Source organism: Curtobacterium sp. MCPF17_051 (assembly GCF_003234595.1).
Taxonomy (GTDB): domain Bacteria; phylum Actinomycetota; class Actinomycetes; order Actinomycetales; family Microbacteriaceae; genus Curtobacterium; species Curtobacterium flaccumfaciens.
Genome location: NZ_QKSE01000001.1, coordinates 46,825 through 67,573, shown reverse-complemented (window position 1 = coordinate 67,573; position 20,749 = coordinate 46,825). Strand labels below are relative to the sequence as shown.

At 72.0% G+C, this 20,749-nt stretch carries 23 protein-coding genes; 7 read left to right on the top strand and 16 right to left on the bottom strand.

The window, feature by feature from the left end; all coding sequences use genetic code 11:
• Positions 1 to 64 precede the first annotated feature (64 nt).
• The 5 genes from DEJ35_RS00370 to DEJ35_RS00350 are packed head-to-tail and all read left to right on the top strand — an operon-like array spanning position 65 to position 4,800.
• Complete coding sequence (locus DEJ35_RS00370) at positions 65 to 943, top strand: SIS domain-containing protein (protein ID WP_071406232.1); 879 nt, start codon at positions 65 to 67, stop codon at positions 941 to 943.
• Entirely contained in the window at positions 943 to 1,854 is a 912-nt protein-coding gene (locus DEJ35_RS00365; RefSeq protein WP_111124079.1) for an ROK family protein, read from the top strand. Before DEJ35_RS00370 ends, DEJ35_RS00365 begins: the two co-directional genes overlap by 1 nt.
• Positions 1,851 to 2,969 (top strand): N-acetylglucosamine-6-phosphate deacetylase, encoded by a 1,119-nt coding sequence (gene nagA, locus DEJ35_RS00360; RefSeq protein WP_111091366.1) that lies wholly within the window; start codon positions 1,851 to 1,853, stop codon positions 2,967 to 2,969. The genes DEJ35_RS00365 and nagA overlap by 4 nt, the downstream gene beginning before the upstream one ends.
• Positions 2,966 to 3,967 (top strand): 1-phosphofructokinase family hexose kinase, encoded by a 1,002-nt coding sequence (locus DEJ35_RS00355; protein ID WP_111091365.1) that lies wholly within the window; start codon positions 2,966 to 2,968, stop codon positions 3,965 to 3,967. Before nagA ends, DEJ35_RS00355 begins: the two co-directional genes overlap by 4 nt.
• Entirely contained in the window at positions 3,964 to 4,800 is an 837-nt protein-coding gene (locus tag DEJ35_RS00350; RefSeq protein ID WP_111124078.1) for a class II fructose-bisphosphate aldolase, read from the top strand. Before DEJ35_RS00355 ends, DEJ35_RS00350 begins: the two co-directional genes overlap by 4 nt.
• 42 nt (positions 4,801 to 4,842) lie before the next feature.
• On the opposite strand, the gene DEJ35_RS00345 is transcribed toward DEJ35_RS00350, so the two are convergent.
• The 3 genes from DEJ35_RS00345 to DEJ35_RS00335 form a co-directional block, all read right to left on the bottom strand.
• Complete coding sequence (locus tag DEJ35_RS00345) at positions 4,843 to 6,249, bottom strand: L-serine ammonia-lyase (protein WP_110859414.1); 1,407 nt, start codon at positions 6,247 to 6,249, stop codon at positions 4,843 to 4,845.
• Between the two features lie 56 nt (positions 6,250 to 6,305).
• Complete coding sequence (locus DEJ35_RS00340; protein ID WP_027466823.1) at positions 6,306 to 6,500, bottom strand: PspC domain-containing protein; 195 nt, start codon at positions 6,498 to 6,500, stop codon at positions 6,306 to 6,308.
• Positions 6,501 to 6,598: 98 nt separating this feature from the next.
• Positions 6,599 to 7,525 (bottom strand): NADP-dependent oxidoreductase, encoded by a 927-nt coding sequence (locus tag DEJ35_RS00335; protein ID WP_258369835.1) that lies wholly within the window; start codon positions 7,523 to 7,525, stop codon positions 6,599 to 6,601.
• 95 nt (positions 7,526 to 7,620) lie between these two features.
• Between DEJ35_RS00335 and DEJ35_RS00330 the strand changes: the two genes are divergently transcribed.
• Positions 7,621 to 8,439: a shikimate 5-dehydrogenase gene (locus tag DEJ35_RS00330; RefSeq protein WP_111124077.1), complete on the top strand. Its 819-nt coding sequence runs from the start codon at positions 7,621 to 7,623 to the stop codon at positions 8,437 to 8,439.
• Between the two features lie 75 nt (positions 8,440 to 8,514).
• Here DEJ35_RS00330 and DEJ35_RS00325 read toward each other — a convergent pair whose 3' ends face one another.
• The 6 genes from DEJ35_RS00325 to DEJ35_RS00300 are packed head-to-tail and all read right to left on the bottom strand — an operon-like array spanning position 8,515 to position 13,729.
• Positions 8,515 to 8,958: an SRPBCC family protein gene (locus tag DEJ35_RS00325; protein ID WP_110859412.1), complete on the bottom strand. Its 444-nt coding sequence runs from the start codon at positions 8,956 to 8,958 to the stop codon at positions 8,515 to 8,517.
• 5 nt (positions 8,959 to 8,963) lie between these two features.
• The gene (locus DEJ35_RS00320) at positions 8,964 to 10,409 is read right to left on the bottom strand and encodes an NAD(P)/FAD-dependent oxidoreductase (protein ID WP_111124076.1); all 1,446 of its coding nucleotides are present in this window, start codon (positions 10,407 to 10,409) and stop codon (positions 8,964 to 8,966) included.
• A 39-nt stretch (positions 10,410 to 10,448) separates the two neighbouring features.
• Entirely contained in the window at positions 10,449 to 11,117 is a 669-nt protein-coding gene (locus DEJ35_RS00315) for a hypothetical protein (protein WP_111124075.1), read from the bottom strand.
• Between the two features lie 54 nt (positions 11,118 to 11,171).
• On the bottom strand, positions 11,172 to 11,699 hold the full coding sequence (locus DEJ35_RS00310; RefSeq protein WP_181430174.1) for a GNAT family N-acetyltransferase: 528 nt from the start codon (positions 11,697 to 11,699) through the stop codon (positions 11,172 to 11,174).
• Positions 11,700 to 11,726: 27 nt separating this feature from the next.
• Complete coding sequence (locus tag DEJ35_RS00305) at positions 11,727 to 13,004, bottom strand: ABC transporter permease (protein ID WP_111091360.1); 1,278 nt, start codon at positions 13,002 to 13,004, stop codon at positions 11,727 to 11,729.
• Positions 13,001 to 13,729, bottom strand: a complete 729-nt coding sequence (locus tag DEJ35_RS00300) for an ABC transporter ATP-binding protein (protein WP_110859407.1) — start codon at positions 13,727 to 13,729, stop codon at positions 13,001 to 13,003. Before DEJ35_RS00300 ends, DEJ35_RS00305 begins: the two co-directional genes overlap by 4 nt.
• Before the next feature lie 80 nt (positions 13,730 to 13,809).
• Here DEJ35_RS00300 and DEJ35_RS17425 point away from each other — a divergent pair, with 80 nt between their 5' ends.
• Positions 13,810 to 14,439, top strand: a complete 630-nt coding sequence (locus DEJ35_RS17425; RefSeq protein WP_111091358.1) for a TetR/AcrR family transcriptional regulator — start codon at positions 13,810 to 13,812, stop codon at positions 14,437 to 14,439.
• Positions 14,440 to 14,520: 81 nt separating this feature from the next.
• Here DEJ35_RS17425 and DEJ35_RS00290 read toward each other — a convergent pair whose 3' ends face one another.
• From DEJ35_RS00290 to DEJ35_RS00260, 7 genes are all read right to left on the bottom strand, one after another.
• Positions 14,521 to 15,540, bottom strand: coding sequence for a glycine betaine ABC transporter substrate-binding protein (locus DEJ35_RS00290; protein ID WP_111124074.1), 1,020 nt, complete (start codon positions 15,538 to 15,540; stop codon positions 14,521 to 14,523).
• Positions 15,537 to 16,301, bottom strand: coding sequence for an ABC transporter permease (locus DEJ35_RS00285; protein ID WP_111056509.1), 765 nt, complete (start codon positions 16,299 to 16,301; stop codon positions 15,537 to 15,539). The genes DEJ35_RS00290 and DEJ35_RS00285 overlap by 4 nt, the downstream gene beginning before the upstream one ends.
• Positions 16,298 to 17,569 (bottom strand): ABC transporter ATP-binding protein, encoded by a 1,272-nt coding sequence (locus tag DEJ35_RS00280; RefSeq protein ID WP_111124073.1) that lies wholly within the window; start codon positions 17,567 to 17,569, stop codon positions 16,298 to 16,300. Before DEJ35_RS00280 ends, DEJ35_RS00285 begins: the two co-directional genes overlap by 4 nt.
• Complete coding sequence (locus DEJ35_RS00275) at positions 17,556 to 18,203, bottom strand: ABC transporter permease (RefSeq protein ID WP_110859402.1); 648 nt, start codon at positions 18,201 to 18,203, stop codon at positions 17,556 to 17,558. The genes DEJ35_RS00280 and DEJ35_RS00275 overlap by 14 nt, the downstream gene beginning before the upstream one ends.
• Before the next feature lie 208 nt (positions 18,204 to 18,411).
• Positions 18,412 to 19,116 carry a DinB family protein gene (locus DEJ35_RS00270; protein ID WP_111191866.1) on the bottom strand — a complete coding sequence of 235 codons (705 nt, stop codon included), beginning with the start codon at positions 19,114 to 19,116 and terminating at the stop codon, positions 18,412 to 18,414.
• Positions 19,113 to 19,724, bottom strand: coding sequence for a hypothetical protein (locus tag DEJ35_RS00265; RefSeq protein WP_027466837.1), 612 nt, complete (start codon positions 19,722 to 19,724; stop codon positions 19,113 to 19,115). The genes DEJ35_RS00270 and DEJ35_RS00265 overlap by 4 nt, the downstream gene beginning before the upstream one ends.
• A gap of 58 nt (positions 19,725 to 19,782) precedes the next feature.
• Positions 19,783 to 20,658, bottom strand: coding sequence for an aminoglycoside phosphotransferase family protein (locus tag DEJ35_RS00260; protein WP_111191865.1), 876 nt, complete (start codon positions 20,656 to 20,658; stop codon positions 19,783 to 19,785).
• Positions 20,659 to 20,749: the final 91 nt, after the last annotated feature.

Sequence of the window (20,749 nt, the reverse complement as noted above, 5' to 3'; positions counted from 1 at the left end):
ACGATCGCTCGCTACGCTTCCTGATCATCGATCACCCGGATCGATCCGGACCCGGAAGGCTCCCATGACCGACACCTTCGTGAGCGCTGAACTGGCCTCGCAGCCGGAGACCTGGCGTGCAGCCGCCGCGCTCCTGCCGACCTTCGCCGATGCGCTCCCCCAGCCGGGCGAGCGCGTGGCCGTGATCGGCTGCGGCACGAGCTGGTTCATCGCCATGAGCTACGCCGTCGCGCGTGAGCAGGCGGGCCTCGGCGTGACCGATGCCTTCGCCGGGTCCGAGTACCCGGCGTCCCGCGAGTACGACCGCGTGCTCATGATCAGCCGCTCGGGCACGACGACCGAGATCGTCGACCTACTGCAGGCCCTGCCGTCCCAGCGGACCGTCCTGATCACGGCGGTCGCCGACAGCCCCGCCGCGGCCGTCGCCGACCAGGTGGTCGCCCTGCCCTTCGCCGACGAGCGCTCGGTCGTCCAGACCCGCTTCGCGACCACGACGCTCGCGCTGCTGCGGGCGTCCATCGGTGACGACGTCGACGCCCTCGCAGCCCAGGCGGAGACCGCGCTGACGGTGCCCATCGACGACCTGCTCGACGCCGAGCAGGTCTCGTTCGTCGGTCGTGGGGCCGCCGTCGGCCTGACGTTCGAAGCCGCGCTGAAGACGCGTGAGGCGGCGCAGTTCTGGGCCGAGTCCTACCCGGCGATGGACTACCGGCACGGTCCCATCGCGATCGCCCAGCCCGGCCGGCTCGTCTGGTCGCTCGGCACTGCGCCCGAGGGCCTGGCCGACGAGGTCGCCGCCACCGGTGCTCGCTTCGTCCAGCACGACCTCGACCCGATCGCCGGACTCGTCGTCGTGCACCGGTTCGCCGTCGCCCTGGCCGAGGGACGCGGGCTCGACCCGGACAACCCCCGGTCGCTCACCCGGTCAGTCATCCTCACCTGATGGGTGGCGCAGGCGCGGTGCTCGGGGTCGACGTCGGCGGCACGGGCATCAAGACCCGGCTGACGACGGCCGACGGACTCGTCCTCGACGAGACCCGGGTACCGACGCCGCGCGACGACCCGGACGCGGGGCGCCTCGCCGCCGTCGTCGCCGAACTGGCCGCACAGGCCACGCGACGCGCGCCGCTCGGAGCCATCGGGGTGGTGACCCCCGGCGTCGTCGACGAGACCCGCGGCACCGTGGACCTGTCCGTCAACCTCGGATGGCGCGACGTCCCGGTACGTGATCTCGTCCGCGCCGAGCTCCTGCGGCAGGGGATCGACGTGCCGCTCGCCTTCGGCCACGACGTCCGCGCCGGCGCCCTGGCCGAGGTCCGGGCCGGTGACCCGGCGCTCTCGCAGGGGTCGGTCTCGTTCGTGCCGGTCGGCACCGGGCTCGCGAGCGCCCTGGTGGTCGACGGCGTCGTCGTGTCCGGCGGTGGCTGGGCGGGGGAGATCGGGCAGGTCCGGATCCAGACCGGTCCGCACGCGGGCCACCGTGTCGAGGAGATCGCGTCCGCCGGGGGAGTCGCACGTCGTTCCGGCGCTCCGTCCGCGCACGCCGCCATGCTCCTGGTCCGCCAGGGCGACCCCGCAGCCCGTGCGGTCTGGGACGACTGCGTCGCGGTCCTGGCCGATGCACTCGCCTGGACCACCGCGGTCGCCGGGGTCCACACGATCATCGTCGGCGGGGGACTCGCCGAGTCGGGCGCGCTGCTGCTCGACCCGCTGCGCGACGCCGTCACGGAGCGTCTGCAGGGCGTCCGTGCCCCCGTCATCGTTCCCGCCCGGCACGGCGACGCAGCCGGCGCCATCGGAGCAGGGATCCTCGCACGCGCGCTGCTCGAGACCGAGACCGGGGTCCTGCTGTGACCACCCTCGTCCGGGCCCATCGCATCGTCACGGCCCAGGCAGACCTGCACGACGGCTGGCTCGTCATCGGTGACGACGACACCGTGCTGGCGACCGGCACCGGGTCCCCGATGCGCACGGACACCGCCGTCACCGTCGACGGCGCGATCGTGCCCGGGTTCGTCGACCTGCACGCCCACGGGGCGCTCGGACACGACTTCTCCGTGTGCTCCGCCGAGGACGCCCGTGCCGCCGCTGCACACCACCGGTCACGGGGCACGACCGCCCTGGTCGGATCCATCGCCACGGGCCAGCGCGCGGACACCGTGGCGGCTCTCGCCCGGCTCCGGCCGCTCGTCGCGGACGGCACGCTCGCCGGCCTGCACCTGGAGGGGCCGTGGCTCGCGCCCGCCCGTCGCGGGGCGCACCGCGTGGACCTGCTGCACGCCCCGGACCCCGCCGAGGTCGACGCCTACTGCGACGCCGCGGGTGGCGCCCTGCGGATCGTCACGCTCGCGCCGGAGTTGCCGGGTGCACTCGACGTCGTCGCCCGTTTCGTCGAAGCCGGGGTCGTCGTCGCCATCGGCCACACCGACGCCACCGCCGAGCAGACCCGCCGTGCGATCGACGCCGGAGCCTCGCTCGTCACCCACCTGTTCAACGGGATGCCCCCGCTGCACCACCGTGCGCCCGGGCCGGTCGGGGTCGCGCTCTCCGACGACCGTGTGCTGCTCGAGTGCATCGTCGACGGCCACCACCTCGACCCCGTGGCGGTCACCCTCGTGCAGCGCAGTGCTCCGGGCCGGATGGTCCTGGTCTCCGACGCCATGGCCGCGACCGGCTGCCCCGACGGCGCGTACACGGTCGCCGGCTCGGCGGTGACCGTCCGCGACGGGCTCGCCGTGCTCGCCGATGGTTCGTCGCTGGCGGGCAGCACGATCACGGTCGCCGACGCCGTCCGCCGCCTGCTCGACGCGGGGACCGACCTACCCGAGGTCGTCGCGGCGTCCGCGGGGCGTGCGGCACACCTGCTCGGGGCTCCGGCACCACTCAGCGTGGGCGCCCCCGCCGACCTGGTCGTGCTCGACCCGGAGCGCGGCAGCGTCCGAGCCCTGCCGACGGCGGTGGTCGCATGATCCTCGTCGTCACCCCGAACCCGGCCGTCGACGTGACCTACCGGGTCGCCGAACAGCGCATCGGCGAGACCCAGCGCGTGCTCGAGGTCCAGCGGCGCCCCGGCGGCAAGGGCCTGAACGTCGGGCGGGTCCTCGCCGCCACCGGCACGCCGACCCACGCCGTGCTACCCCTCGGCGGCGACGGCGGGCACTGGATCACCCACGCCCTCGACGACCTCGGGCTCGTCCACACCGACGTCGCCGTCCGTGGTGAGACCCGCACGACCGTGACGGTGGTGGACGACCTCGCCCACCCGACGATGTTCGGCGAGCCCGGCCCCGTGCTCAGCCCAGCCGAGTGGGACACGGTCACCGCCGCGGTCGAGACGCTCCTCGACGGTGGTGTCGGTGCCGGCGGTGCCGACGGTGCCGCCGATGCCCTGCCCGCAGCTGCCCTGGTCGTGTCGGGCTCCCTGCCCCGCGACACCGATCCCACGGTCATCGCCCGCTGGGTCACCGCCGCTCGACGTCGCCGTGTGCTCTCGGTGGTCGACTGCTCGGGCACGGCGCTGCTGGCGGCCGCCTCGGCCGGGGCGACGGTCTGCAAGCCCAACCGCGAGGAACTGCTCGAGGCCACGGGCACCGACGACGAGCGCTCGGGGGCACTCCGGCTCCTCGGACTCGGCGCGACGGTCGTCGTGGTGTCTCGCGGATCCGACGGCATCGCCGCCCACACCGCCGAGCACGTGCTCGAGGTGCCGGCGGTCCCCGGGGTCTCGGGCAACCCGACCGGCGCGGGTGACGCAGCGACCGCCGGGCTCGTGCGTGTCCTCGTCGGCGCTCGCAGCGTCCCGGCCCCCGACGACGCCACCCTGCTCCGAGCCCTGCGGTCCGCCGCCGCACACGGGGCCGCCGCCGTCCTCCAACCGGTGGCCGGCGCGGTCGACCCGGCAGACGTCCACCGCTTCCTGTCCACCCAGCCCGCTCCCGCCCACGACCGAACGAGGACCCCCGCATGATCACCGACCTCGCCCTCACCGGCCTGCTCGACACCGCCCGAACGGCACGCCGCGGGGTCGGTGCGTTCAACGTGGTGCTGCTCGAGCACGCCGAGGCGATCGTGTCCGGCGCCGAGCTGGCCGGGCTGCCGGTGATCCTGCAGATCAGCGAGAACTGCGTCCGGTACCACGGCGGCCTCGCACCGATCACGACCGCGACCCAGGCGGTCGCACGTGCCGCCGACGTCGAGGTCCTCGTGCACCTCGACCACATCGAGGATCCCGAGCTGGTCGCGGCCGGGGTCGAACTCGGCGTGGACTCGGTCATGTACGACGGTTCACACCTGGACTTCACCGCCAACGTGGCAGCGACCCGCGAGCTCGCCGCTCGGTGTCACGCCGCGGGTGTCGGGATCGAGGCCGAGCTCGGCGAGGTCGGCGGCAAAGACGGTGTGCACGCCCCCGGCGTCCGCACCGATCCGACCGACGCCGCCGCGTTCGTGGCCGACACCGGGGTCGATGCCCTGGCGGTCGCGGTGGGGACCTCGCACGCGATGCAGACCCGCGAGGCCTCGGTGGACCGCGACCTGGTCGAGCGCCTCCGTGCCGCGGTGCCGGTGCCGCTCGTGCTGCACGGGTCCTCGGGCCTGTCCGACGATGAACTCCGCGGCGCCGTGCACGCGGGGATGACGAAGATCAACATCTCGACGCACCTGAACGGCCTGTTCACCCGTGCGCTCCGCACCGTGCTCGACGAGCGACCGGAGGTCGTCGACCCGCGCAAGTACGTGTCGGCGGGCCGGGACGCCATCGCCACCGAGACGGCGCGACTGCTGACGCTCCTGCACGCCTGACGCGCGAGCACGCGCGAGCACGCGCGCACGCGACCACGACGCTCAGCAGAGCGGGACGTTCACCGCGAGCCCGCCCATCGCGGTCTCCTTGTACTTCGACGACATGTCCGCCCCGGTCTGCCGCATCGTCTCGACGACCTGGTCGAGCGACACGTGGTGCACCCCGTCGCCGCGCAGGGCCATGCGGGCGGCGTTGATCGCCTTGTTCGCCGCGATCGCGTTCCGCTCGATGCACGGGATCTGCACCAGGCCGCCGATCGGGTCGCAGGTCAGCCCGAGGTTGTGCTCCATCGCGATCTCGGCGGCGTTCTCGACCTGCTCCGGCGTACCCCCGAGGACCTCGGCGAGCCCCGCAGCCGCCATCGACGCCGCGGATCCGACCTCGCCCTGGCAGCCGACCTCGGCGCCGGAGATCGACGCCCGTTCCTTGTAGATCGACCCGATCGCCCCGGCGGTGAGCAGGAACCGCACGACGGCATCGTCGCGTTCGGCGGCGGGAGCGTCGGCGACCGTGGGCACGTACGTGAGCGCGTAGTACAGCACCGCGGGGATGATGCCGGCTGCGCCGTTCGTCGGGGCGGTGACGACGCGGCCTCCGGTGGCGTTCTCCTCGTTGACCGCCATGGCGACGAGGTTCACCCACTCCATCGCGAACAGCGGGTCGTGGTCGGGGTCCTCGCGGGTGAGCTGCTCGTGCCAGGTGGCGGCGCGACGGCGGACGTCGAGCCCGCCGGGCAGGCACCCGCCCCTGCGGACGGACCGGTCGACGCACGACTCCATCACGCCGTGGATGCCCAGCAGTCCGGACCGGATCTCGGCGTCCGTCCGAGTGACGGCCTCGTTCGCCAGGGCGACGCCGCTGATCGGCAGGCCTGAACCGGCACACGCGGCGAGCAGCTCGGCGCCGCTCGAGAACGGGTGGGGCACGGCGTCGTCGACCGGGATCGCGGCACCGGCGACGGCCGCCGACGCGTCCGTCGCCGGCTCGGCCGCCTCGTCCCGCGCAATGAACCCGCCACCGATCGAGTAGTAGGTCTCGTCGGCCAGATCGGTCCCGTCGGCGTCACGGGCGCGCAGCCGCATGGCGTTCGGGTGCCGGGGCAGCATCGTCAGGGGGTGCAGGACGATGTCGGCGAGGCGGAACGGCACGCTCGCACCGCCGTCGAGCCGCAGGACACCGTCGCGCTCCAGCGCGTCGAGCGCGAGGACCATGGCATCGGGGTCGACGGTCTCCGGGTGCGACCCCATGAGCCCGGCGACGACGGCACCGAGGGTACCGTGACCCTGCCCGGTCGACGCGAGGGACCCGTACAGGTCGACCACCACGGACGTGACGGGCAGGCCACGGACGAGCGTGGCGAACTCGGCACCGGCCCGCATCGGGCCGACGGTGTGCGAGCTCGAGGGGCCGACACCGACGCTGAACAGATCGAAGACGGAGACCGGCACGCCGCCACACTAACCCGTCCGGACGGACCGGTGCTCAGCGCCGAGGCTCGGACCGCTCAGCGCCGCCGACCACCCTCGGGCGGCATCACGAACCACAGCACGACGTACGCGATCCACAGCGGCCCGGGGAAGAAGCTCAGGATGACCCAGACCACCCGGACCAGGGTGCGGGACAGGTTGAAGCGATCGGCGAGACCGGCGCAGACGCCGGCCAGCAGACGACCGTTGCGGGGACGGGAGAGTGTGCTCATACCGACGACGCTACGCAACGCCGTCGGTCCAGCGCATCCGGGACGCACCCCGACCGTGGTGGGGGAAACCCCCTGACCAGCCCTGAGCGACGCTGGGATCAGGGGATCAGGACGATCTTGCCGCGGGTGTGGCCCTGCTCGAGCTCCTCGAAGGCGTCCTGCACGCGGTCGAGCGGGTAGGTCGCGGCGACGGGTACCTCGATCGCGCCGTTCGCGACCTCGAGTGCGAGCGCCCCGAGGATCTCCGGGTCGGCGGTGTCCGCGCTGCCCGAGGCCTTCGCCCCGACCTCGGCGGCCTCGTCGAACGCGATGATCGTCTCGATGCGGTCGACCGGCACCCCGAGGGCGATGCCGAGCCGGACGTACTCGGCACCGTGGGTGTCGATCACGGCGTCGATGCCGTTCGTCGCGAGTTCGGTGATGCGCTCCTGCAGCCCGTCGCCGTACGCGACCGGCCGTGCGCGCTTGGAACGGAGCCACTCGTGGTTCGCCTCGGACGCGACGGCGATGACGTCGATGCCCTCGTTCGCGAGCAGCTGGGTGACGAAGCCGCCGACCCCGCCGGCGGCACCGGACACCACGACGGTCTCGCCCGGACGCGGGTCGACCGCACGCACGGCTGCGGCCGCGGTCGTCGCGATGACGTCGAGGCCACCCGCCACGGTCCAGTCGAGCAGGCGTGGCTTCTGGACGACCTGGACGGCCGGCACGGACACGTACTCGGCCTGGCTCGCGCGGTCCCACGACCAGCCGATGACCTCTTCGCCCTCGTCGACGCCATCGACCTCGGCTCCGACGGCCACCACGATGCCGGCGAAGTCGGTGCCCTGTCCGGACGGCAGGTCGCCGCCGAACGCACCCTGGCGGATGGCCGACTCACCGGGGTTGATGCCCGCGGCGCGGACGCGGACGAGCACCCGCCCGGGGGTCACCTCGGGAACGGGCACCTCGGCCACGTGCAGGACCGACCGGTCACCCCACTCGTCGAAGCGGACAGCGCGCATGGTCTCCGGGATCTCAGTCATCGGCACCGACGCTACCCCGGAGCAGGGCACCCGGTCTGGATGGACCGCTCCATCCCTGCGAGGACGCGAAAGGGAGAGGGTGCGAGACTGAGGGCATGCCCATCCTGAACAAGGACATGCAGGTCTGCATGTCGCTGGCCGCGCGACCGAGCAACATCGGCACCCGGTTCCACAACTTCCTGTACGACGAGCTCGGCCTCAACTTCCTGTACAAGGCGTTCACCACGACCGACCTGCCCGGTGCCGTCGCCGGCATCCGTGCGCTCGGCATCCGCGGTTGCTCGGTGTCGATGCCCTTCAAGGAGGCGATCATCCCGCTGGTCGACCACATCGAGGACTCCGCCGCCGCGATCCAGTCGGTCAACACGGTCGTGAACGACGACGGCGTGCTCACCGCGTCGAACACGGACTACGAGGCGATCGCCGCTCTGCTCGGGTCCCACGAGGTCGACCCGGCTTCGCGTGTGCTGCTCCGCGGCTCGGGCGGCATGGCCAAGGCCGTCACGGCGGCGTTCCGCGGCGCCGGCTTCGACCGGTTGACGGTCGTCGCCCGCAACGAACAGACCGGCCCGGCCCTCGCATCGCAGTACGGGTACGAGTGGGTGGCCGACGAGCGTGAGGCGGGAGAGACCGACCTGGTCGTCAACGTCACCCCGCTCGGCATGCGCGGCGACCAGCAGGACGCACTCGCCTTCGCACCGGAACGGATCAAAGCTGCCCACACCGTCTTCGACGTGGTCGCGTTCCCGTCGGAGACCCCGCTCGTCCGTGCTGGGCGAGACGCCGGCAAGCACGTCGTCACCGGCGCCGAGGTCATCGCCCTGCAGGCGGCGCGCCAGTTCGAGCGGTACACGGGCGTCGTCCTGACCGACGACCAGGTGGCGCGGGCCAGCGAGTTCTCGCGCGCCGAGTAGTCGACGCACCCACAGGGCGGACGGGAGGCCCGTGGCGACGCCGCCACGGGCCTCCCGTCCGTCTCGTGGGGCGTCTCAGGCGTTCGCCGCGCGCCCGACGGCCACCCACTCGAGCCGGCGGAGCGTCTCGCGGTTGCGGATCCAGATGAGCGGCTGCATGAGGAAGTCGGGCACGTACGACCCCGGCCCGGCCACCGCGTTCTCGGTGATCGTGACCTTGCAGCCGTGCCGGTGCGGTTCGACCGTCAGCTCGACGCGGGCCTCGCCGATGGGCCAGCCCTTCGGCTGGATGACCATGCGGTGCGGCGGCTCCCACACCAGCGACGTCGTGACGTCGTTGATGACGATCGGCCACGCGCCGAACGAGTGGTGCAGGTGGGTACCGACCTGCGGCCAGCCGGACTCCTCCTTGCGCATGCGCGAGGCCCCGACCACCCAGGTCGTGTAGAGCCAACCGTCGCCGAGCACGTCGAAGACGGCTTCGGGACGGCAGTGCAGGATGCGGACGTTCTTCGCCATGGTGATCAGCCTTCCGGGGTGAGGTCGACGTCCTCCGGCAAGCCGAAGGTGTGCCGGAGTGCGCTCTTCGCCGCGTGCCACCCGGCCATGCCGTGCACGCCGGGGCCCGGGGCGGAGGACTCGGAGCACAGGTACATGCCACCGCCCATCCGCCACGGGTCGCTGGACAGGACGGGGCGCTTGACGAGCTGCCAGAAGCTCGCGGCACCGGCGGCGATGTCGCCACCGACGTAGTTCGGGTTGTACTCGCCCATCTGCACGGCGGTGCGGGAACTCGACGACAGGATCGTGTCGCGGAACCCCGGCGCGAACCGCTCGATCTGGCGGGTGACGGCCTCGGTCGGGTCGACGTCCGACCCCGCGGGGACGTGCGCGTAGGCCCAGAAGACGTGCTTGCCGGCCGGGGCCCGGGTCGGGTCCACCACGGTCGGCTCCGCCCCGAGCACGTACGGGCGTTCGGCGTGCTGCCCGTGCGCCACCGCCCGTTCGGCCGCCGCGATCTCCTGGCGGGTACCGCCGATGTGCACGGTCCCGGCCTTCCGCAGCGACTCGTTGGTCCACGGCACCGGGTCGGACAGCGCGAAGTCGACCTTCGCCGCCGCGTTGCCGAACCGGAAGCGACGCAGTGCCCCACGCTTCGGGGTCGGGATCTGCTTGCCCGCGATCCGGAGCATGCCCGGCACGCTCGTGTCGAACAGCACCGCCTTCGCCGGGGCGAGGTCACCCAGCGACCGGACCTCCTGCCCGGTGACGATGCGGCCGCCGTGCGCGACGAGGTCGGCGGCGAGCGCGTCGACGATCGCCTGGCTGCCGCCGATCGGCACCGGCCAGCCGCGGGCGTGCGCGTACGAGCCGAGTGACAGTGCCGCCGCCGCGGTGGAGAGGGAGGGCAGGTGCTGGATCGAGTGCGCGGCGACGCCGGACACCATCGCCGGGGCGGCCTCGCCGCGGAAACGCAGGTTCCACGCGGCGGTGCCCTGCTCGAGCGCCCGCAGGCCGAAGCGCAGGACCGTCAGTGGGTGCCGCGGCACGTGCAGCAGCGCGTCGGTGGCGAAGTCGGCGACCTGGTCGGCGTTGTTCGACAGCGGCGCCATCAGCTGCTTGAAGGCCGGCCCGTCCACCCCCAGCTCGGCGGCGGTGCGGTCGAGGTCCCGGTAGGCGATGCCGGCACGGCCGCCGTCGAGCGGGTGGCCGTACTGCACCTCGGGCAGGCGGAGTTCGATGCGCTCCTCCATGCGGAACAGCCGGAAGAACTCCGACTGCAGGGCCATCGGGTGCACGGCGGAGCAGACGTCGTGCAGGAAGCCGGGCAGGGTGAGCTCGGCCGTGCGGGCGCCGCCGCCGATCGTGTCGTTCCGTTCGACGACCTCGACCGACAGGCCGGCGCGGGCGAGCGTCACCGCTGCCGCGAGCCCGTTCGGTCCCGCTCCGACGACCACCGCATCAACCATGCACCGAGCCTAGGGACTCGTGACTGCGTGTGGTGTCGGTCAGGTGCGCGAGGTGTCGGGATCAGCCGGGTCGGACTCGTCCTGGTCGCCGTCGGCGTCGTCCGGTTCGTCGGCGTCGACCGGGGTCGATCCGACGGGGTGCTCGGCGAGCAGCTCGGCGAAGTCCTCGTCGAGCATCTGCTGCAACCGGTCGTCGCGGCCGATCTCGTAGTCGTCCGCCGGGCGCTGCGCCCAGCCCAGCCGACCGACGACGGTGGTGCCGATGTCGTCCCAGGCGCGCGCCCGGGCGGTCAGCACGATGCCGTCGACGAAGTGCTGGTCGTCGCGCCGCTTGTCGAGCATGGTGGCGAGCTGCTCGTACGTGGCCTCGCGCATCCGGAGCTTCAGGTCGTCGCCCCGCCGGTAGTCGTGCTGGTGGCGGGAGCGGCCCTTCTGCTTGCTCGAGGTGGAGCGGATCTCCCGCATGCGTGCGGCGTCGCCCCGCTGTTCCTCGGCCATGCGGTGGAGTTCCTCGCGCGTGGCCTCGGCGATGAGCGCGTGGTCGAAGTACCCCTGGTCACGCAGGGCGTTCGTGATGATGCGGTTGGCCACCGCGATGGTGACGGCGGCCTTCGCGATGAGGAAGCCCTCGTCGACCGCCCGCTTCAGTTCGACCTGGCTGATGGGTCGATCGCGCACGTCGGGGTTGCGTCGTCCGAACAAGGCCATGCTCCGACGATACCGGCGACCGGTGTCGGTCGGCCTGCACGAGGGCGGCGGGCGTCAGAGCAGCAGGCCGTACACCGCGACGTCGACACGCTCGGGGCCGAGGGGCAGCGCGCCGCGCAGGGTGCCCTCGTGCGCGAAGCCGAGCCGCTCGGCGAGCCCCCGGCTCCGCGCGTTGTCGACCGCCGTCCGGATCTCCATCCGCGCGGACCCGCGCGCCCGGGCGACCCCGATCAGCACGGTGGCGGCCCGCCGGACGACACCACGGCCCTCCTGTCCGGCGTCCACCCAGTAGCCGAGCGATGCCTGGCCCAGGTACGGGTCGAACGTCAGCGAGGCCACCCCGACGATGCGGTCGTCCGCGCGGATGACGCAGGGCAGCGCGCGGTCCATCGCGAACTGCCCGAGCAGCCGCTCGGTGTGCAGGGCGATGGCCTCGCGGGTCTGGGGGTCCCAGGCCCAGGGCTCGGCGGCCCGGAGACGATCGGTGTTGGCGTGCACGAGTGCGAGCACCGGGTCGATCGTCGTCAGGTCGCGCAGCGTCAGCGTGTAGCCGTCACCGAGGTCGCGTCCGAACGTCGTCACCGCTCCGACACTAGGCAGCCCTGCCTGTCACTCGTACCGGAGCGCCTCGATCGGGTTCTGCCGTGCCGCTCGTCGTGCCGGCAGGGTGCCCGCCAGGAACGCGATGAACATCACGACGAGGATGATCGTGGCGACGGACCCCGGCGCGAACTGCATGATCTGCAGCCCCGGCAGGTCCTTGAGGAGCGTGCCGGCCAGGACGTTCGAGATCCCGGTGCCGAGCAGGATCGCGACCCCGGCGCCGATGGCGCTGCCGAGGAACCCGATGAACACCGCCTCGAGCGAGAACAGCGTGTAGACCCTGCCGCCGCCCATGCCCATCGCCTTCATCAGGCCGATCTCGCGGGTGCGCTCCTGCACGCTCATGAGCAGGGTGTTGATGATGCCGAAGCCGGCGGCGACGAGCGCGATCACGGCGAAGGCGTTCAGGACCCCGACGATGCCGCTGATCACGGTCTGGAACTGGCCGAGCTGGTCCTGGATCGTCTGGCCGAGGAACCCGTCGTCAGCCAGGGACTTCTTGACCGTCGTGACGGAGGCGTCGGCGTCGAGCGTCGCGGTGGCGCTGGCGTAGGACGTCGCGATCGAGTCGGGCTTGCCGATCTCCTGCGCGGCCTGCATGGCGTCGGTCAGTGCGGCGTTCGCCCCGGCACCGCTGCCGAACAGCGACTCGTTCTGCACCCCGACGACGGTGGCGGTGAGCGTGTGCGGCTTGCCCTGGTAGTCGTCGACGGCGAACGTGAGCTCCTTGCCGACGGCGGCCGAGGCGCTGCCGAGACCCATGTTCTTCAGGTAGTCGGTCGGCAGCATCACCTGGTCGGCGTCGGTCTCGTCGTCGAGCTGCTCGCCGCTCGCCAGGTCGGCGTCGAGCTCGCCGGCGTTGGCCGTGAGCGAGACGACGTACTTGCCCTGGTCGCCGTACTCGGCGTACTTCGGCGCGAGGGCGACCGCGGGGCGGAGGCTCTCGATGCCGTCGGTCTTCTCGATGTCGTCGACGTCGGACTGTGACAGGTACGAGAACGACGCCGGGCCGCGGTCGACGCTCTGGCCGGACGCCTCGGGGTCGTACTTCGCCGGGCCACTGTCGGTCGAGGTGGAGTCCACGGCCTTCGTGACGACCAGGGTGCCGTCGTCTCCGATCGAGGAGACCTGGCTGTCGATGTAGTTGCTGACGCCCGTGCCGATGGCCGAGGTGAGGGTGATCGTGAAGGCGCCGATGAAGATCGCGATGACGGTCAGGGTCGTGCGCAGCTTCGAGCGGAAGGTGTTCGAGACCGCGGTGCGCAGGAGGTCGAGGAAGTTCATGCGGCGTGCCTTCCGTGCGTGCCGGACGCGTCGACCGCGTCGTCGGATCCGCCGACGATCAGGCCGTCGCGGACGTTGACACTGCGGTCGCAGCGTGCGGCGAGCTCTTCGTCGTGCGTGACCACGACGAGCGTGATCCCCCGCTCGCGCTGCAGCCCGAACAGCATGTCCTCGACCACCTGTCCGGTGTTCGTGTCGAGGTTGCCGGTCGGCTCGTCGGCGAAGATCACGCTCGGCTCGCCGACCAGCGCCCGGGCGATGACCACGCGTTGCTTCTGGCCGCCGGACAGGTCGTTGGCGTCGTTCTTCGCCTTGTCGGCCAGCCCGAGTGCATCGAGCGCCGCCATGCCCCGGCGCTTCCGCTCGGCTCCGGAGACACCGGCGATCTTGAGCGGGAGCACGACGTTGTCGAGCACCGAGGTCTTCGGTGTCAGGAAGAACTGCTGGAACACGAACCCGAAGGTGCTGTTCCGGGTGCGGTTGACCTGCCGCGCACCGAGCGTCGCCGCGTCGGTGCCGTCGAGCAGCACCTGACCGGCCGACGGCTTGTCGAGCAGCGCGAGCAGGTGCATCAGCGTCGACTTGCCGGAGCCGGACTTGCCGACGATCGCCAGGCTCTCGCCCTGGTGCACCGCCAACGACACCCCCTTGAGCGCGTCGAACCGCGTCGCGCCGCGGCCGTAGGTCCTGGCGAGGTCACGGGCCTCGAGCACGGGAGTGGTCATGGGTTCACCGTAGTGTCCGGTGCACGACTGCAAGTTTGCGTTTGCTGTAGATCATGTGACCTTCCGGTTACAGTCGGGCCATGCCCGACTCCCCGACGCCGTCAGAACTCGGTCTCCGTGACCGCAAGCGCATCGAGACCCGCAACCGCATCGCCGAGGCGGCTCGGTCCCTGGCCCTCGAGCAGGGCGTCGACGGCACCACGATCGAGCAGATCGCCGCGCGGGCCGACGTCTCCCCGCGGACGTTCTTCAACTACTTCGAGAGCAAGGAGGACGCGGTCCTCGGGCACACCGAGCTCGACCTCGAACCCGCCACCCTCGAGGCGCACCTGGCGGCCGTCGCGGGAGAGCCGGCGGCGCAGGCCGTCGTGGACCTGGCGTTCCTGGTGTTCGGGTCGTCGTTCGGCGACGAGCACGAACGGCTCGAACGCAAGGCCGTCATCGTGCGGTTCCCGCAGCTGATGCGTCGGCAGGTCACGCGGATGACCACGGTCGCCGAGGCGATGACCGGCGCGGTGCGCACGATCCTCGAACGCGACCCGGCCTGGGGGCCGGAGGCCGCGACCCCGCAGGCAGCCGAGATGCTGCTCGGCATGTGCATGACGGGCTTGCGGAGCTCGGCCCGGCACGAGGGGTCCGACCCGGAGCAGGTCCGGGCGGCGGTGGTCGCGTCGATCCGCGACACGGCGGCGCGCATCGCCGCGGCCTGAGACGCGACCACAGACGGACGGGAGGCCCGTGGCGGGGTCACCACGGGCCTCCCGTCCGTCAGATGGGTGCGTCCAGAACGGTCAGGGCTTCGTGATGAAGCCCTCCTTCACCATCCAGTCGAAGGCGACGTCGGCTGGCTCGCGCCCCTCGACGTCGACCTGACGGTTCAGCTCCTGCAGCACGGCGTCGGTGAGCTTCGGCGAGATCTGGTCGTAGATCCCCTCGAGCTGCGGGTACTCCTTCAGCGTCTCCGAGTCGATGACGGGGGCGACGTTGTACGCCGGGAAGAACCCCTCGTCGTCGTCGAGCACCGTCAGACCGAGCGACTTGATGCGGCCGTCGGTGGTGAAGACCTCACCGAAGTTGCACTTGCCGCGGTCGGTGGCGGTGTAGACCGTGCCGGTGTCGAGGATGCTCACGTTGCGGCTCGGCACGCCGTTCGATCCCGAACCACCGAGCTCCAGACCGTACTTCTTGAGCATCGGCTTGAAGCCGTCGGCACGGGAGTTGAACTCCGACTCCACGCAGAACGTGCGCTGGTCGACCGGCAGCTTGACGACGTCGGAGAGCGTCTTGACGTCCCCCAGTTCCTTGACTGCCTCGTTGCGGACGGCGAACGCGTAGGTGTTGTTCATCGGCGCCGGCTCGAGCCAGGTCAGCCCGTTGCCGGCGTCCTCCTTCTTCACCGCCGTCCACTGGTCGGTCTTGTCCGGGATCCCCTCCGCGTGGCCCATGAAGGTCAGCCAGGCGGTTCCGGTGTACTCGTACGTGAAGTCGGCCGCGTGCGAGGTCATCAGCTCACGGACCGCGACGCTGCCGGGCACGTTCGTCTCGTCGGTGACGTCGAACCCTGCGGCCTTGGCGGCGAGCACGGCGATCTTGCCGAGCACGAGTTGCTCGGTGAAGTTCTTCGACGTCACGGTGATGTGGGCGCCGGCCGGCAGGTCGTCGATGCGCTGGATGGAGCCGGCGCCGGCCTCGGGCACGAACGACGTGGCGGGCTGCAGGCCGCACCCGGTCAGGACGAGGGCGGTGGCACCGGCGACGAACGCGGCGGCTCCGACCCGGGTGCGGCGGGTGCTGCGGGTGCTGCGGGTCATCGGAGTCCCTTCGGTCGTGCGACCGTCTCGACCACGCGGCCGAGCCAGTCGATGGAGAGGGCGAGCAGGGCGACGAGCAGGGCCCCGGCGACGAGCACCTTGGGCAGGAACAGCGTCACACCCGTGGTGATGAGCAGACCGAGTCCGCCAGCACCGACGAAGGTGGCCAGGCTCGCCGTGCCGACGAGCAGCACGAGGGCGGTCCGGATGCCCGAGAGCATCACCGGCACCGCGAGCGGCAGTTCGACGCGCATCAGCACGCTGAAGGCGCTCATGCCCATGCCGCGACCGGCCTCGACCAGGCGGTCGTCGACGCTCTGCACGCCGATCATGGTGTTCCGGAGCACCGGCAGGATCGCGTAGAGCACGAGCGCGATGACGGCGGACGAACTGTTCAGGCCGAGCCAGGCGGCGAGCAGCACGATCAGGCCCACAGCCGGGGCCGCCTGCCCGAAGTTCGCGACGGCGAGCACGTACGGGCTCGCCCGGCGCAGAGGCCCGCGGGTGAGCACGACACCCAACGGGATGCCGATGACGAGCACCAGGACCGTCGACTGCAGGGTCAGCACGAGGTGCTGGCCGGTCAGGGCCAGGATGTCCGCCGGGTTGAGCGTCGTGCGCTCCGTCGGGGTCAGGTCCGCCGTCGCGAGCCACACCGCGAAGCCGGCCAGGACGACCAGGATCGCGATCGGCTGGAACAGCAGGCCCTTCCACGAGGTGCGTGCACCGGTGGCGGGGCCGGCGACGGCGACTGCGCTCACAGGTCTTCTCCGGTGGGCATGGCCGACACCGGTGACGACGGCATGGTCTCGATCGGGTTCGTGTTGGTGCCGACCGGCGTGTATGCCTGGTCTCCGGCGGCGGTCGCGCGGGAGCGGGTGATCGCCTCCATCACGGTCTCGACGGTGATGACCCCGCGGAACGCGTCACGACGACCGGTGACGAGCGCGGCGCCGGCACTCGAGACGAGCATGGTGTCGAGCGCGTCGTTGAGGGTCGCTGCCTCGCCCACGACGGGCAGGCCGGGCTCGACGCCGTCGGGGATGCGCGTCAGACGCTCGAGCTGGCGGCGCGACGGCCATCCGATCGGACGCTGGCGGTGGTCGACGACGACGGCGTGCTGGTGCCCGCCGGCCTCGTTCATCCGCTGCAGCACGGCCTTGACCTCTTCGCCGGGGGAGCACGTCACGGCTGACTCGACCTCGACGTCGCGCACGCGGTTCAGCGTGAGCTGCTTCAGGCCGGCACCGGAACCGATGAAGTTCTCGACGAACTCGTTCGCCGGCTCGGCCAGGATCCGCTCCGGGGTGTCGTACTGCACGATGTGCGCGCCCTCGGTGAAGATGACGATCCAGTCGCCGAGCTTCACGGCCTCGTCGAAGTCGTGCGTGACGATGACGATCGTCTTGTGCAGTTCCTCCTGGATGCGCAGGAGCTCGTCCTGCAGGCGCTGGCGGGTGATCGGGTCGACGGCGCCGAACGGCTCGTCCATGAGCAGGACGGGCGGGTCCGCCGCGAGCGCACGGGCCACGCCGACGCGCTGCTGCTGCCCACCGGAGAGTTCGCGGGGGAACCGGTCGCGGTAGGTGTCGGGGTCGAGCGAGACCAGGTCGAGCAGCTCGTCGACGCGCGCCGCGATCTTCTCCTTCGACCAGCCGAGCATCTTCGGCACGATCGCGATGTTCGCCGCGACGGTCATGTGCGGGAAGAGACCGCCGGCCTGGATCACGTAGCCCATGCGGCGGCGGAGCTCGTCGCCGTCGATGCCGGTGACGTCGTCGTCGCCGACGACGATCCGGCCCTGGGTGGGCTCGATCAGGCGGTTGATCATCTTGAGGGTCGTCGTCTTGCCGCAGCCGGACGGGCCGACGAGCATGACGATCTTGCCGGCCGGGATCTCGAGCGTGATGCCGTCGACGGCGGGCTTCGACTGCCCGGGGTACCGCTTGGTGACCTCGTCGAGCAGGATGCTGCGCCCGGTGACGTCCCCGTCGGGCGCGGTGGTGGTGGCGGAGTCAGTGCTGGACACGGATACCTCTCGAGATGGTCAGGCGGCCGAGGCCGATGAGGAGCAGGTCGAGGACCAGGGCGAGCAGGACGACCCCGACCACCCCGACCACGACGGAGAACAGGGCGTTGGCGCCGCCGAGGCGGGACAACCCGGAGAAGATGAAGCCGCCGAGCCCGGGGCCGAGCGCGTACGCGGCGATGGCGGCGATGCCCATCACCATCTGCGCGGACACCCGGACGCCGCTCAGGATGATCGGCCACGCCATCGGCAGCTCGACCTGCAGCAGGGTGCGGAACCGGCTCATGCCGATGCCGCGCGCCGACTCGACGACGGTGGGCGGGATCTCGGCGAGGCCGACGACCGCGTTGCGCAGGATCGGCAGCGCGGCGAAGAAGACGACCGTCACGACCGACGGCAGGACGCCGAAGCCGAGCGGGACGATGAGCAGGCCGATGACGGCGAACGAGGGCAGGGTGAGGCCGATGGCGGACACCCCGTTCGCGACGGAGGTCAAGCGCGGGCTGCGGTAGACGAGTGTGGCGAGCACCACGGCGATGACCGTGGCGAGGACGACGCACTGGACGACCAGTGAGAAGTGCTGCCACGATGCGAACCAGATCTGGCTCCATCGCTCCACGACGTACTGGAACACGGGTGGGCGCTCCCCTTCCGGTCGGCTGAACTGCCCACAGATCGGGGCACGAGCTCGGCCAAAGCTACGCAGCAGCTGCACCTGTTGTACAACGGACACTGCGGTGGACGACCATTTCCCTCACATTTGCTTGGGGAATAACCCCAGGTCAGAGCCGGGTCACCGGGTGAACCCTGGGAGAACGGTAACGATCGGTCTGCGTGCTCGGCTATGCGTCGAGGTCGCGCAACCCGGCTCGCTCCGCGATGTCGACGAGCTGCTCACGCCACCGGACCCATTCCTCCGGCGACTTGTCGGCCAGGTTGCCGTCGCCGTCGCCAGCCAGGCCGTCGAGCATCTCGCGCACGATGTCGGCGTGGCCCGCGTGCCGAGCGGTCTCGTACGCCATGTGCACCAGGATCCGGTGCAGCGTGACGTCCCGGTGCCCCTCCGGCCACCACGACACGGTGCCGGTCGCGGTGAGGTCGAGGGCATCGATCGTGGCGTCGGCGTGGGCGGCACTGCGGTGGTGGAAGGCCACGATGTCGGCCATGGTCTCGTCGAGCGTGGCGTACATGTCCTCGCCGTCCTCCGACTCGAGCCAGGCGGGCTGGTCCGGCAGCGGCCGCCCGAACACCTCGCCGAAGTAGCCGGCCTGCACCCCGGCGACGTGCTTCACGAGCCCGAGGACGTTCGTGCCCGTCGGCGTCACCGGCCAGCGGGCCTGCCGCTCCGCCAGCCCGTCCAGCTTGGCCAGCAGTGCCGCACGGTGCTTCTGCAGGTACCGGTGCAGCGTCTGCTTCACCGCGGCGTCGGCAGCCGCGCGGTCGGGGTTCCGCGCAGACCCCTCGTCCGACAGCAGGGCGTTGCCACTCGCGGCCAGCGTGCTGGTGCTCGCGGGGTGCACCTCGGGGACCGCTTCGACGTCGCTCATGCCCCCGATCGTGCCACCCGGAGCTCCTGCAGGCGCGTCGACTCCTGCACGGCGACCCGTTCGGCCGTCAGCAACAGGCCGGCGACCTCGGCACCGGTGCGTGCCGGGGCGTCGTTCCAGCTCGTCAGGTCACGCACGCGCCCCATCCGGATGTCCGGCGCGGGGCACCACAGCACGGGCTCGCCCTCGTCGCGGGCCAGGGCGTGCCACACGACGTCGAGCGCGTGCTGCACCCGGGGCGCGTGGACCGCGTGCGGCCCGCCGGCGGCGGACACGACCGCGCCGACCAGGCAGGCGCCGACGAGCGGCCGGCCCTGCACGTCCATCGCGGCGGCACTGGAGGCCTTGCGCTCGCGGCCGTGCTCGTCGAGGTAGGCGAACCAGGCGTGCTGGACCCACCCGCGTTCGACGACGGCGCGGGCGTCCGAGAGCAGGTGGACGAGTTCGCCGAGTTCGCGAACACGGTCGTCGACCCGCCGCGCGCGGGCGGCGGCGCGGCGGTCGGACAGACGGTCGAGCAGGCCGCGGAGACCGCGTCGCTCGGGTCGGACGGGGGCGGGGGAGGCGTCGGTGGCGACGTCGTGCTGGACGCGGAGCTCGAGGGTCATGGCGGCCCCTCCGATCGGCTGTGCACGGATGGTGCGGTCACGATAGCCCCGCGGGGACTCAGTCGTCCAGCACCGCGTCGATGCTCCGTCGCGCGACGCTCCGGAAGGCGCGCTCGTCAGCGGTCGCCAGGGCGGACGCGAGCGCGACCGCCCACCCGCGTGCGCGCTGCCAGGTGGCCTCCGGGGCCGTGACGCGCGCGCGGAACGCCAGACGCCCCGGCCGGTCGAGCGTCAGCCAGGCGGTCGCGAGGTCGACGGCGGGGTCCCCCGCGGTGACGTCCCCGAAGTCGATCACGGCCGACAGGCGGTCGGCACCGTCCGACGGGTCGACGAGCAGGTTGAAGGGGTGCAGGTCGCCGTGCACCCAGACAGGAGGCCCGGCGTGCGCGGGCACGGCCGCTGCGGTCCGCCACAACGCGGCGAGCTCTCCGGCCCGGTGCACGCCGTGACCGTCGAGTCGCGTCAGCACGGCGTCGCTCCGCGACGCGAGCGGCACCCCGCGGAACGGGTTCGCCGGGGCGTCGTCCGGGGCGGGGACGTGCAGGAGCCCGACGAACGCGGCGAGCGCCTCGGCGACGAGGACCCCGGCCGCCCGTTCACCGATCGCAGTACCGGGCAGCCACGGCACGACGCTCCACGACCACGGGTAGCCGAGGGCGGGGCGGCCCGTGCGCACCGGGACCGGCACCGGGACGACCGATCCGACCCGGGCGGCGATGGCCGGCAACCAGCGCTGTTCGTGTTCGACGAGGCGTGCGGCCAGCTCCCGACGGGGGACCCGGACGGCCAGGTCGTCGCCCAGACGCAGCACCACGTTGTCCCAGCCGTTCGCGACGACCTCGAGCGGCAGCACGGCCAGGTCGGGGTGCTGGTCGCGCAGCAGGGCCCGGACGAGCGGGACGTCGACGTCGACCTCGGCAGCGGGTGTGGGCACGGCGTCAGGCTAGTGGGCCGCCGGACACACGCCCGCGAACTGGGGCCGGTGGCGCGAGATCCTCCTCGGTAGTCTCAGGGACGAGGTGACG